12 protein-coding genes and 1 riboswitch are annotated in these 13,751 nt (G+C 38.6%); of the genes, 1 reads left to right on the plus strand and 11 read right to left on the minus strand.

What is annotated here, in order from left to right:
* Positions 1 to 119: 119 nt before the first annotated feature.
* The 5 genes from QZ488_RS05790 to QZ488_RS05810 all read right to left on the minus strand — a co-directional run bounded on the left by QZ488_RS05790 (position 120) and on the right by QZ488_RS05810 (position 5,091).
* A complete protein-coding gene (locus tag QZ488_RS05790; protein ID WP_293746863.1) occupies positions 120 to 935 on the minus strand; it encodes a phosphotransferase in 816 nt (271 codons plus the stop codon).
* A complete protein-coding gene (gene pnuC, locus QZ488_RS05795) occupies positions 932 to 1,537 on the minus strand; it encodes a nicotinamide riboside transporter PnuC (protein ID WP_293746865.1) in 606 nt (201 codons plus the stop codon). The genes QZ488_RS05790 and pnuC overlap by 4 nt, the downstream gene beginning before the upstream one ends.
* Entirely contained in the window at positions 1,537 to 1,794 is a 258-nt protein-coding gene (locus QZ488_RS05800) for a hypothetical protein (protein WP_293746867.1), read from the minus strand. The genes pnuC and QZ488_RS05800 overlap by 1 nt, the downstream gene beginning before the upstream one ends.
* A gap of 59 nt (positions 1,795 to 1,853) precedes the next feature.
* Positions 1,854 to 3,959, minus strand: a complete 2,106-nt coding sequence (locus tag QZ488_RS05805) for a TonB-dependent receptor plug domain-containing protein (RefSeq protein ID WP_293746868.1) — start codon at positions 3,957 to 3,959, stop codon at positions 1,854 to 1,856.
* A gap of 55 nt (positions 3,960 to 4,014) precedes the next feature.
* Positions 4,015 to 4,117, minus strand: a riboswitch (TPP riboswitch).
* Positions 4,118 to 4,239: 122 nt separating this feature from the next.
* Positions 4,240 to 5,091: a hypothetical protein gene (locus tag QZ488_RS05810; protein ID WP_293746869.1), complete on the minus strand. Its 852-nt coding sequence runs from the start codon at positions 5,089 to 5,091 to the stop codon at positions 4,240 to 4,242.
* Between the two features lie 189 nt (positions 5,092 to 5,280).
* Between QZ488_RS05810 and QZ488_RS05815 the strand changes: the two genes are divergently transcribed.
* Positions 5,281 to 7,389 (plus strand): GNAT family N-acetyltransferase, encoded by a 2,109-nt coding sequence (locus tag QZ488_RS05815; protein WP_293746870.1) that lies wholly within the window; start codon positions 5,281 to 5,283, stop codon positions 7,387 to 7,389.
* Positions 7,390 to 7,392: 3 nt separating this feature from the next.
* On the opposite strand, the gene QZ488_RS05820 is transcribed toward QZ488_RS05815, so the two are convergent.
* The 6 genes from QZ488_RS05820 to QZ488_RS05845 form a co-directional block, all read right to left on the minus strand.
* Complete coding sequence (locus QZ488_RS05820) at positions 7,393 to 9,471, minus strand: hypothetical protein (RefSeq protein ID WP_293746871.1); 2,079 nt, start codon at positions 9,469 to 9,471, stop codon at positions 7,393 to 7,395.
* Between the two features lie 116 nt (positions 9,472 to 9,587).
* Positions 9,588 to 10,850, minus strand: a complete 1,263-nt coding sequence (locus QZ488_RS05825) for a hypothetical protein (protein ID WP_293746872.1) — start codon at positions 10,848 to 10,850, stop codon at positions 9,588 to 9,590.
* Positions 10,850 to 11,461, minus strand: coding sequence for an energy transducer TonB (locus tag QZ488_RS05830; protein WP_293746873.1), 612 nt, complete (start codon positions 11,459 to 11,461; stop codon positions 10,850 to 10,852). The genes QZ488_RS05825 and QZ488_RS05830 overlap by 1 nt, the downstream gene beginning before the upstream one ends.
* A 1-nt stretch (position 11,462) precedes the next feature.
* Positions 11,463 to 11,861, minus strand: coding sequence for a biopolymer transporter ExbD (locus QZ488_RS05835; RefSeq protein ID WP_293746874.1), 399 nt, complete (start codon positions 11,859 to 11,861; stop codon positions 11,463 to 11,465).
* A 12-nt stretch (positions 11,862 to 11,873) separates the two neighbouring features.
* Positions 11,874 to 12,398, minus strand: a complete 525-nt coding sequence (locus QZ488_RS05840) for a MotA/TolQ/ExbB proton channel family protein (protein ID WP_293746876.1) — start codon at positions 12,396 to 12,398, stop codon at positions 11,874 to 11,876.
* Positions 12,399 to 13,751 (minus strand): MotA/TolQ/ExbB proton channel family protein, encoded by a 1,353-nt coding sequence (locus QZ488_RS05845; RefSeq protein ID WP_293746877.1) that lies wholly within the window; start codon positions 13,749 to 13,751, stop codon positions 12,399 to 12,401. It abuts the gene before it with no gap.

Consider the following 13,751-nt stretch of genomic DNA (forward strand, 5'->3'; position numbering starts at 1 on the left):
AAACAAAAGGTAAAGTGATTTTGCTTTTACTCATGATATCTTTTGAACAACAGCGCATTTAATAAACAAAACCATCAAACCAATGCAAAATGACAAAACTAAATGGAGCAATAAGTGGTTTAGGTCGCTAAATCGGTAGCAATTGTATTTGACCGGTTTGCAGCCTGAAACCAAAGCCTATTGGTTAATTCAACAAGGGGTTTCATTCTAGTCGATTTAGCAATGACATCTGATAATCGTTGTCCACTATATTGTGCATAAAATGCATATAAGCTGGCTTCATCTGCGATGCCAAAATCATTAACCGCTACACATGATGCCAAATCAAAATATGGGCAAGAAAGAGCGCAGTATTCCCAATCCAAAACTTTGCTTGGTTGAGCATTTGTAATATGAGATGAAGACAAGTCATTATGACAAAAGACGGCTTTGGTCGAACAAGCGTTTTGCCATATAGTTGTATAATTGTCGATCGTTTGCTGATCTGATGTTGAAATTGGTGAGTCAATTAAACTTATATAGTGTTGCCATTGAGCAGGTAAATCTAACTCTTGAGCACTTATTTCAGTGTTATGTATTAATGATAAAGAGGCCGCTAAACGATTAATGGTAACTAACTCCGATACATCGGCTTTGTCTAATGTGGGAGTATCAAGCCATTCGTCAATTTGAAAATCACGTGACTTTGATAAATAGATTGGATTTACAGCAAGGCCTTTATCCACCAGTTTTAATTGGAAGTCGAAAAGTCTTTTTCTATCCAATAGTACTACATTGGCAGACTCGAACGTTTTTACAAAATAATTTTTATCCGATGTTTCAAGTCGATAACTGTTATTAACTGCCCCGCCAGTTATAGATACGAGGCGAAAATCTGGCTGGATAAAATCCAAACTGGCTAGTTCAGCTTGCATAGAAACGTTTATATTATTCATACCGTATCAGACTCGGTTTCTAGGTTACCTGTCTCAGTACGCCATTGGGAATAGCCATAAATCGCGAAACCTATGTAGCATAAAAACAAAATTCCTGTGAGCGCTAGGTCTTTTGCAAAATATAAATATGCAGCAAAGATATTTATGACGATCCAATACAGCCAATTTTCTCGCACTTTGTGGGCGACCAAAACAGTGGTAAACACACTAAATACAGTAATGAAAGCGTCTAAATATAAGAAATTGGCATCCAATACAGTGCTAGCAAATTGGCTTAACATCCATGCGCTTATACTAAGACCTAAAATACAAATGACATGACGTTTCAAAGCCCAACTTTGCACTGTTACAATTTCAGCATCTTTATTCCGCCACTGCCTCCAGCCATAAACAGCCATAATTAAATAATAAAAATTAAGCCCAGTATGAAAAGGCAACGACACATGCCAAAACAACCAAGTGTAAATAGCGGTACTAACTAAAGCACAAGGCCAGCACCATATATTTTGCCTAGCAGCTAGCCACACATAGGCCAGAGCGAGAACAACCGCAATGCCTTCTAATCCTGATGTACTGGTTAGTTGTGCTAGGAAACTTTCCATTAAATATCAGTGCTCATTTTGTCGCCATTTAAAAACTTACAAACAAATATCGCCTGGCCCACTTTTTTATGACTGCGTTGCATTTCTTCGGCTAACAGTTGCATGGTAGGTAAGTAATCCCCACTCACTACAGTATTAGTAGCAGATGTAAGCACGCTTAGACGTTCATATGTATTTAAACGATCAATAAACTCTTGAATTGGTTCTATGTATTGCTCTTTAAGAGGATACATAGATATTTCGGCGACTAATTTCATATTGATTCCTAGAGGTAAAAACCGGAGTGACAAGTCAACTCCGGTTTGGAATATCCTTGTTAATATTGATAATTGAAGTTGATACCGACTCGACGTGCCTCACCAAATTGCTCGTACAAATGTGACTCATACTCATCTCGTGGATCATTACCAAAATAGAAACCACGATTAGCATATTGTTTATCGAATAAATTACGAGCATACAAACTAATCTGCCAATTCTCGATTCGGTAATCTAGGCTCGTATGTGCGATGAATACGTTATCTGCTTGTTGATCATGGCTAAAGGAATAAAAGAACTCATCTTTGGCATCAAATTCCATAAGCCAAATTAGGTTATCAGTCACTTGCCAATTTAGACCCGCATTCACATGATAGCTAGGGGCATGTGCTTGGTCACGTTTATCAATAGTGCTGCCGTCTTGACGCGTAATTCCATTAATTTCAGTTTTGAGATAACCGATATTAGCGAATGTATCGACACTTTCAGTCAACTTATAATTAAGGCTGACTTCAATACCGTAGTTTTTTCCATCTGCCGCATTATTGTAAAAATCGACAAATGATTGATCGTTTACAATAGAGTTTTTGAACTGCACATCACCTCGTTTTTGATAGAAGGTGCTGAAGTCCAATTCCAATCTACCATCTTGACTGGCACCTTTTACCCCAAACTCTATACCGACTAAAGATTCAGCATCAAATATCGCGTTGTCGAGTAAATCTTGTCTAAATTCAGCAATGTCCTCATCGTCAATCTTACCTAAGGCTTGACCATTTACTCCACCCATTTTATAACTGCGCAAGAGACTGAGATAAAGCAGGCTGCTATCACCTACTTTTTGATGATAGCTAATTTCAGCTCCCCAATCATTATGCTCAAGGTCTTCATTAATCAACTTAGAGTCATCATAATCAAGAGTCTGTGAGGCAAAACGCAAACTAGTGGTAATCCACTGGTCATCTGATAACACATGTTTATATTGCCCAAACAATGCGCTGTCTACACGATCAACCTGACTTTCAAACGGTGCGCTTAACCACGTATACTCGCGCGTTAACGTCTCGGTTTTATCAGCAAAATAAAATCCGATGACCCAGTTATTAGTTTCGCTACTTTTACTGGTTAGTTTGGCTTGAATGACGCTGTCTTTGCGTTCGCGGAAATAATGATCGGTAGAAGAGTATTCCCAGCCCGGCGCTATGCCCGTATACCCCCAATCCTCGTCATAACCATACGCTAGATCGGCCTGCATAAAACTGCTCTGAAGCTGCAAATTAGCCCAATCCAAACCTTGATAATCCACTGTAAAGCCAATAGCTTCACTCTCTTGCGTATCAAAACCTGGCTCATCAGATAAAGTGGTTCTATCTCGGTTAAGTGAAAAAGCATCATAACCATTGTCAACATCTATCAAATGAATAACAGTCTTAACCGATAGGTCTTCGCTAGCTTGCCAATTTAGTTTGGCCCGCGCAGTGAACTCATCTACACCGTTAGTATCATCACGCCCTAGCCAAATATTATCTACAAACCCGTTGCTGGTGTTTTGGTGAACCGATAAACGGTAGTCAACGGTGTCGCTTAATCCACCACCGACTGCAGCTCCAATTTGCCAACCACCGAAATTTGCCACTCCAAATTGAGCGTCAATACTGCTTTCGTCTGATGCTTCTTTGCTCAACACATTGATCATGCCAGCAAGACCATCTGCGCCAAACCGCGCACTGTTTGGACCTTTGAATATTTCAACTTGAGCAATATCAAAGGTACTTGCACCAGCCAGTAGGCCGGAATAATTGATACCGTCAACCAGATAACCAACAGATGGGTTAATTGGATCGGTAAACTGGCTGCGCTCTCCGATGCCACGAATTTGTACAAAACGTCCACGACTAGCACCGCTGGCAAAATTCACATTCGCAGCGCGATTTAGAATATCTTCAAGGTGTTGGGCTTGGCGTTCCTTTATTGCCTGCTCATCTAAAACAGAAATACTGGTGGCCATTTCAGACAAAGGTGTGGAAAACAATGCGCCTCTTACGATTATCCGATCTATTTCATTTTGTTCAGTTGATTGATTATCAGTATTTTGGGCAGATACATAAGTACTGATTAAACAAAGGCTTATAAGGCTAGCCAGTGGTTTTTTACTAAAGTTCATTTTTAAGGATCTCTTCACTAAAGGTTGAAAAGATCCGGCTGTACGGCAGGTAAATGGGGATGTGTATGACCATTCCTACGCCGGCATTATCCGGATCAGGTATAAGGGTTATGAGTATTTACTCAAATCTCAGCCAAAAGGCTCCCCTTGGTTTGCTAAATAGCAGGGTGTTTAGTTACCACGCAAAAAGCGAACGCAGTGTAACAGGCAAGTAAGCCATAGGAATAGTCGAATGGGAATTTATAAGAGTAAAATAGTATTTAACCTGAACTCGGGTTAGTTATTGTAAAATGTTTAGTGTGACTAACTTGTTATCGGAGAACAACGAACTTTCTTGGGTAAACCATAGTTCACCATTTGGAGTGACACAGATTCCCTCAACTTGTCCAAAACCATTAAGTTCGAAAGACTTTTGCAAGGTCAAATCTGCATTAAGAATAGCGATAAAAGGACTGAAATTTCCCACGGATTTAAGCTCATAACCGACTAAAATAAATCGATTGTTTTTTCTGTCAAAATCACCACCTGTAACGACACCTGGTAGCCCTTTGATCTCGCGAATATGTTCCACATATTGTTCTGGCTCTTTTTTATTGAGTTGATAGATAAATAAGGTGCCCGTTTTCCAACTCTTAGAAAATAGAAACAGGTTATCCTGCAAACTAATCAAGGTTTCAGCATCAAAGTCGTGTTTAACGTACTCATTCTTTTCAATTTCGTTTTTTGTATAAAATATCCTAGATGTGGTGACATCCGCTTCACCTATTTTACTTTTTATGGGTACTGCGTGTATTTGAACAAACTTTCGCTTACCATTATTGTTACCAACGTCACCAATAAAAAAATGTTGGCTATCACCAGTTAGTGCTTCCCAGTCAGTATTATTGGTCGAGACGAGTTGTTCACCAACGATATGCCCCTTATTGTCAATTTTATAAATAACAGGCTTATTGCCAGAATCATTGACAGTGTAAGCTGAACCAATTTTTGGGCAGTATAGTCCCGACGTTTCTTTTAGCTCATCTGGTAAATCATGCTGGGTTAACACGGCATAATGAGGAGAATTAGTGGCTAATGAACTGCAAGCGGTTAGTAGAATTAAGCCAACTAGAAAAATGACTCTAAATAGCAACTTTCTTTTCCTCTTGATAATACATAAATGATATTTCATTTGATGCGCAGTATTTCATATTAGATAAGGGAATTCTCACTTGATTTGTACACAGATGAATACTTAAGTATGCCAAAAGCACATTCGTATTCTTTAATAAGTTTGCTTACACTAGCAAGCAATATTCCACCCCATTAAATAAGATTTTTTGTGAACTTACCTAAACAGCTATTCCATTGGCTAAAACAACGTCAATCAAAATTATGTCATAGACAATTGTTAGTCTTAACTGGGCAAGAGCAGTGGACAATAAACACTGCGGATACTTTATTAGGTGATCACGACTTTCAAAATACGTTATGGGTTGGAGACACCCAATCTGAATATCAAAATATTAATATAAAAAATTACCGCTCTAAATTGGGACACGAGTATGATTTTGTCGTTTTAAACTGCTTCAGTGGATTTCGAGCTAATGCAGCTATGGCGTTAAGTGGCACAATAAAAGCAAAAGGGTTGATGATATTACTTTGCCCTGATATTGACCTATGGCCTACATATGACGACCCTGAAAAAATAAATCGAATCTCCTTTGGGTATAACCAACAGAAAATTAATAGTCAATTTTTTCGTTACTTGAGCTCGGCCTTTACTGAAGATCACTTTGTGGCGGTATGTACAAAAGACCAATTTTCTGGATCGGTAGCTATTGCCGAAAAGATGTCGGTCACTCACAACTTTGATCAACAAAATCAAGCAGTTGAAGGAATTATTAGAGTCGCTTTAGGTCATAGAAATAGACCGTTGGTGTTGACTGCGGACAGGGGCCGAGGAAAGTCTTCAGCCTTAGGCATAGCGGCGGCTGAGTTGATGAAGCAATACTCAAAAACTATTTGGGTAACTGCATTACATTTAGATAACACCGAACAGATATTTGGTCACGCACTAAGAATGTTACCAATGGCAAGTGCCACAAAAAGCAATATCACTTTTCAAGGTAGCAGCCTAAATTTTAAGCCCATAGATCAATTACTAAACAGTAAAGAAAGTACAAATTTACTGTTAGTAGATGAAGCCTCTTCATTGCCTATCCATATCTTAATTAAGCTTGCCAATAAGTATCCAAGAATTGTGTTCAGCTCGACAATTCATGGCTATGAAGGCAGTGGTCGTGGTTTTGAGATGCGTTTTATAAAGCAACTCTCACAACTAAGGCCTGACTTCAAAAGAATGCAAATGGCACAACCGATCCGCTGGTATCAACATGACACATTAGAGCAGTTTTGGTTCAAGACCATGTTTCAAAATGTGCAACAAGATAGTAAAAATATTGATTCGGATAGCCAGCCTATTAGTTATCGGCATATCTCTAAAACACAACTATTCAACAATAAAAAATTATTAGCAGATGTATTTAGATTATTAATTAACGCTCACTACCAAACCAGTCAAGATGACTTGCAGCGTTTATTAGATGCACCTGAAATCGAATGTTTTATTATGACCAGAGGTAACACTTTGCTTGGTGTCGTTCAAACGGTCGAAGAAGGGGGAAATTACTTTGACGAGCTCGCGGAAAATATTGCTGATTGTAGTAGACGCGTAAAGGGACATTTAGTGGCACAAAACATTGCGTCATCCTATAACACTGAGCCTTTCCTATTATCTAAACAGTGGCGTATTAGCAGAATTGCTATTGAACCTGAGCACCAACGAAAAGGACTGGGAAAACAATTAATTGACTACGTAGAGCAACAGGCTAAACAACAAGATATTAATTTCCTAAGTGCGTCTTTTGGCTGCAATGCAGACATACTTAGATTTTGGTACAGAAGTGAATTTATACTCGCTAAACTGAGCTCAAAACCAGAAGTTTCAAGTGGTGAACACAGCGGCATTTGTATTAAACCCTTAACAAACGAGGCATTACATTTATCTGACTCAATTCATTGTGAGTTTTATCAGGAGCTGTTGTTTCAAATGGACAAAAATTTTAGAACAATATCTGAACAGTTATTGATTCAAACTTTACAACTTGAACCAAACGCTAATTCAGAGGCGAGTGATAGTGTGCAGATTATTAAACAATTTGCTTTAGGGAAACGGGCTTATTCCACCTGTAAGCGATTATTAAAAGAGTACTTGATAGGTAACGCAACTTGCTTGTTAAAACTGGCAACACAAGAGAAACACATTCTGGTAGGTGCACTATTGCAAAACTTAATAGATAAAGAGCTTTGTGAAAAATTTGATTTGAGTGGCAAAAAACAAATAGAACAAATATTAAGAGTTAGCTTTAAAAAAATTCTAACTGGTTAATAATTAATTTAAGACCTTTAGAATAGATAACAAGCTTGAATAATCATCTGTCCAAATGACCTCTTTATATTGCTCCATAGGTATCACAGTTTGACTATAAATAAGCTTTGCTGAATCGGTCAATCGACTATTATTTGTCAGCACCACCCATTGTGCATCATGGTCATTTCCGTTTCCTGGAGTTTCAAACAACATAACCTGCATATTGAAGTTTTTACCGTGGTGCATGATGACTGGCAGTAGTGACAAATGCCTATTGGAAATGTGTAAGGCAATAACACCTTGGGATTTAATATGTTGCAGATACAATAAAAATGCTTCATTCGTTAATAAATGAGTCGGAATTAGATCTCCAGAAAAAGCATCGATAACAAGCAAATCAAACTCGTTACTTTTCCCTGAATCTAACTCATGTTGTAACGTTACCCTAGCATCGCCTAACTTAACATCTACATCAGCCTTTGAACTGCCCAAATAGTTAAAATATCTGTTAGCAAAATCTGATACCAATGGATTAAGTTCATAAAAAGTATAGTGATCACCCTTTTGACCATAAGCAGCTAAGGCCCCTACTCCTAAGCCAATAATACCAACATCTACTTGACCATCCCTAGACAGTTCTTTAATGACCAATTGTATACCTGTACCAGGACGATAATAGCTCCTAGGCACTGCAGAATTAGACAAGGGCAACGTTTGACTACCATGAGAGGTTGTACCATCAATTAACCTTCTCTCGTTAACCGAGCCCTCAGTAATATCTTTAACTGACAATATGCCGTAAAAATTTCGCGCTTTTGCAATGTCGTATTGTTGGTATTGGTTATTCAGCTTGATAAAAACAAATAACCAAACCAGACCAAAAACAGCACTTCCTATAGCTAATTTGGAAAATGAGCTATTTACGCTCCCAACCATGTCGGATTTAGTCTCCGCAAATTCTTCATTTTTGTTCCACCACAGTGAAGCAGTTGCCAGTACTAATACACTGAAAATCGCTAATGGAAATTCTAAAAAATCATCAAATATATTTTTAGCAACGAAAGCCACTAGAAAACTACCAAATACTCCACCGGCGGATAGAACCAAATAAAACAAGGTTGTATTGCCCTGTTGAGGTTTAAGAGAATTCAATTCACCATGACAAATCATACAACCACACAATAAAATCAAAAGATAAATCAATAACTGCGTAATAAAGTCAAATTGCCCACCGATGAAATAAATTAATAAGGCGACAAAGGACAGCAACATAAAAAGAGGCAACCAAAAATGCCTAATATAAAGCGCAAAATGACTAAAAGCCACGACATAAGTTAGTAGGTATATGGCTAATGGAGCTAGCCAGAGAAAGGGTACAGGAGGAACATTTTGGGTTAATGCATTGGTGGTCGAAACTAGCAAAACCACACCTAAAGCAGACAGTGTAAACCATAAGAAAAACCGATAAACAGAAACCTTCGGGTTAATTCCTTGCTTACGAAGTTCAAGTATTTCCTGTTTATTTTGCTTTACCACGACAAAACAAATCCAGCCAATCATAAACACAAACAACAAATAAATACTGGACCATAACTTAAGTTGCCAGTCCAGAGGCATAAAAGGTTCTATGGCTAGTGGGTAACTAATGAGCGCTAAAAATGACCCAACATTCGAAACCGCATACAACCTATAGGGTTGATCCCCATTAGCGTGGTTTGTGAACCAATGCTGCAACAAAGGCGTGTTGGCTGACAATATCAAATAAGGAACACCTAAGCCCAAAAACAACACTTTTAATACGGCCCAAGTAGGTGCCCCATTAATCGAGATACTTTGTAAATCAGAAATATTATCAGGCAACAAAAATAAGCAAAGTAAGAGGCAAGTCAAATGAACAACGACCTGAAACTTCACCTTGACTATTTTACTCAGCAAAAATGCATATAAATAACCAACCAATAAAAAGAACTGAAAAAACAGCATACAAGTGGTCCATACACTGGCGCCACCGCCAAACCAAGGCAATATAATTTTAGAAATAATAGGTTGAATTTGAAATACCAAAAAGGCACTAATAAATACAGAGATAAAATATTGCATTAATTATTCAGACATTGCTTTAAGGTTAATAATTTTGAGGAATATAAATACGTTAGATTTAATAAGGTAAATCCAAATTAAAACGTAAAAAAAGCTCCCTATGGGAGCTTTTTTCATTAAAGCCTAATACCGCGGTTTTTAGCTTTTTCTTTAATATAAGGTTCCCAACTTCTAGCATTCCGAGCTGTGGACCTATCCTTTTTTGCTTCCAATACATGTTTATAAGCCGACCTAAAGTCACCTTTATCAAAGTGAGCTTGCATCATAGCTAAATGGATAGAACCTTTCTTATCAGAGCCTCCATCCAATGCCTTTTGAAGAGCAACAACAGCTTCGCTATATTTCTCCATTGCATAATAAACAGTACCTTGTTTCTGGAATAAATCTGGGTCAGACGCCAACAAAGCAGATTGACCATAATAATCAGCAGCTTCTTTAAACTCTTTAGCTTGTGAATATGATGATGCCACGCTTGTCAGCATTCTTTCTTCTTTTTTAATTAAGCCAGATTTAAGATGCTTTTCCAAAATTTGAGCTGCTTTCACAGGTATATTATTCATCGAATATAACTGACTAAGCGCTTTAATCTCAGCTGCTTTAGTAACAAAACCTTGATTATAAGCAATCTCAAATGTAGACAATGCCTTCTTATTATCTTCAACTAACAAATAAAAGAATCCAAGCTGAGTCCATTGAGAGCCGTCCTCAGGAAATACTCTAACGCTTTCTTCCTGCACATCAATCGTTTCTTTATACATTTTACGGTTGTAATAAGAAGTCATTTTCAAGGCGTAAGCAGTTTTATTAGGCTTTTTAGCTAAGGCTATCGCCTTATTAATCGGCTCAATAATTTCAGCATACTTCTGAGTTTGATAATACGCATTAGCCATTCTAAAGTAGACATCAAAGTCTTCTTTACAAGTTACTTTAAGCCACTGTTTATAAGACTTAATTGCAATATCGTATTGCTCTTCCTGCAAACTTAAGTCAGCTATCAACTTAATAGTACCAACTTGCTCAACATCATTTAACTTACTAGGCGCTACAGCTTTTTGTAGGTACTCAATGGATTGTTTTGCTTTACCCGTTTGAGTAGCTAGAAGGTTACCAATAAACCTGTCGGTAAACGCTCTATCAAATGTATTAGAAGTGTCAATCTCATAAAGAATATTCAACGCTTCATCAATCAAGTCATTATTATAAGCTTCTAACGCTTTACCAACTTTCTTCCCTACTTTTTGACCAGGAATGTTAGTTGGTCCACGCTTATAATCGGGACAGGCAATCGGAGCAGATACCTGAGCAAAAACAGTCGTAGGTATAATTGCGGCAACAGACATCACTGAAACCACACATAAATGTTTTAGATGTTTATTCATTATGATTGATCCAACTTAAAGTCTAGTTGCACTGTTAACCCATATTGCTTCATCGGTTTACCATCTTCAATTTTAGGCTTGTATTTCCACTTACCTAAAGCTCGTCTCGCTTCACGATCAAATACTCGCTTTGGATCGGCCTCGATAACTTTGACGTCTTCAACGCCACCCACTTCATTGATAGTAAAAGACAGTTTAACCCATCCTTCTTTACCGTCACGGGCGGCCTGAACAGGATACTTAGGTTCGATTCGCACTATAGGTGTTGCATCACCATCACGCATCGCACCAACACTACCAATATTCACCGACGCCCCACCTACATCAACACTAGGCATACTGAAACTTAAGCCATCTGCATCAACTTCAGCCACATCCGGCTCAACCGGCTCAATTTTAGGAGGCTGTTTAGGCGGTGGTGGTGGTGGTGGTGGCACCCTTTGTCTCAGCTGTGTCGCATCGTCAGGCGTAGCCATAACAATATCAATTACAACTGTTTCACCGGCTTTTGGAGGTGGTCTTCCAGAATTAGAAATCAACTCTGCCATGACAATAAAAAGTATGAAGGCGATTACACCACCTAACAATATAGAAACTATTAACCGACCCATATTAACTACCTGCCGTTGCAATTGAGATGCGATCAATACCAGCCGCTTTTATTTGATCCATAACCTCAACAACCAGACCATGTTCGGCCTTTTTGTCAGCTTGAATGATGATTACGTCAGAAGGCTGTTCAGCCATTAAACGCTCTAAATTAGAACGAACAAGATCCGTTTCAACCGGACGTTTATCAATCCAAACTTTTCCATCTTCTGTTATTGCAATGAAAATATTTGCATTTTTGGGCATAACAGCCAGTGAACCATTAGGTTTATTGACTTCAATCCCCGCTTCTTTCACAAAAACAGTGGTAACAATGAAGAAGATCAACATGATGAACACTATGTCTAGCATAGGTGTCATATCAATTGTTGCATCTTCTTCTACTCGAACTTTACGACCCATAAGATCCTCTCTTTAATGATGGGGTAAGGCATCTACTAGCTTTTCTCTAGCCATCTTCACTTTAGCTTCTAAACGAGAACTAAAGAAAACACCAGATAAAGCAGCTACCATTCCTGCCATAGTAGGAATAGTCGCCATAGAAATGCCCGCAGCCATTAGACGAGGGTTACTTGTACCCTGAGTTGCCATGGTTTCGAACACACCGATCATGCCGGTAACTGTTCCCAACAGACCAATTAGAGGGCACATAGCAACAAGCGTTTTAATTAATAACATTCTTGTACCAAGGCCATCTGAAGCTTGTGAAATCCATGTATCACGGATTCTATGCGCATACCATGAGGTAGTGTCTTCACGTGAATCCCAATCAGAGATAATCTTATCTCTGAGTTTTGGGAAAACTGAAGCTAAATACCAAAAGCGCTCTATCATAAATGCCCACATAAGAAAGAGCGCAGCTGCGACAACATAAAGCACGTCACCGCCAGCAGCAATAAAATCCCTGACAGACTCCCATTGTTCTATCAGAAATAACATTTAGGCTTTCTCCGTCTCAGCATGCGTAGCTATGATGCCAGCAGTCTGCTCATCGAGAATATGTACAATTGACTTACTACGTCCGGCAACAATACTGTGCGTCAGCAATAATGGTAAAGCAGCAATAATACCCAATGCAGTAGTTACCAATGCCATTGAAATACTACCCGCCATCAATTTAGGGTCACCTGTACCGAACAAGGTAATTTGTTGGAAAGTTTCAATCATACCAATAACGGTTCCTAACAAACCTAATAGAGGAGCAATTGCAGCAAAAATCTTAATGATATTGATACCACTTTCAATTCTAGGTAACTCTTTCAGAATCGCTTCATCAAGCTTCAACTCTAAGCTTTCAGCATCAGCGGTTTTATTTTCACCGTAAACTTTCAATATACGTCCAAGAGGATTACTGCTTGATGGATTAGAGATATTTTTAAGTTGCGACTTCATTTTTCCACCAACTAAGGTAAGAGTAACAACTTTGTAGATACCTATTAGAAGTCCGATAAACAACATAACAGTAATGGTGTATCCCACTGGACCACCTGCATGATAACGTTCTTCCATTGTTGCTTTTTCTTTCAACAAACTAAGAATACCGCCGCTTGAAGGATCCGCATAAAAAGGAACAAGACCTGAGGTGGCATTTCTAAGCTCAAAAGCAGAACTCACTAAGTATCCATCAGGTTGACGACCTAAAGGTTGAACCATTTCATTTTCGTAATCGTAAGCTAAATAGCCTTGCTCACCAATTAGGTTGAATGTTCCAACTCGAATCACTTCTTGTTGTGTAGAACCACCATCCAAGCTGACGACTTCAGTAGTAAAACGCGAAACTCGTCCTTGTTCGGTCATTTCTGTTTGTAGTGCATACCAAAGATCTTCCAACTCTTTAATATTAGGAAGGCCTTTAGATTCTTCAGACATACGTTTCAAAAATGCACCACGCCCTGGGAATTCAGCACTAACAATAGAAGTAGAGATTTGGCCATAAGCTTCTTGTGACGCTTGACGAACTACACCAAACATTTCACCTAAATTGCCGGTAGCTGCGATTAATTCAACTTCTTTTTCGGCTAATCTAACTTCATTGTCGGCAAATGCTTTTTGCAATCTGTCACCGCGAGACTTCTCAGCTTTGAGGTCGGCTTTCGCCTTTCTAACTAAAGCTTGTTTGTCGGCACGAGCTGATTGGAACTCCGCTTCACGTTGTTTATTTATGCGTGCTTCGGATACACGATTATTTTTAACTTCTTGAAGAAGATCTTCTAACGAAGTCGCCGCTTGTGCTGAAGACGCCATTAGTGTGATCGACGCAGCAGCTAATATGGATTTAAATACAGTTTTCAT

The organism is uncultured Paraglaciecola sp., from assembly GCF_913020055.1.
Lineage (GTDB): Bacteria > Pseudomonadota > Gammaproteobacteria > Enterobacterales > Alteromonadaceae > Paraglaciecola.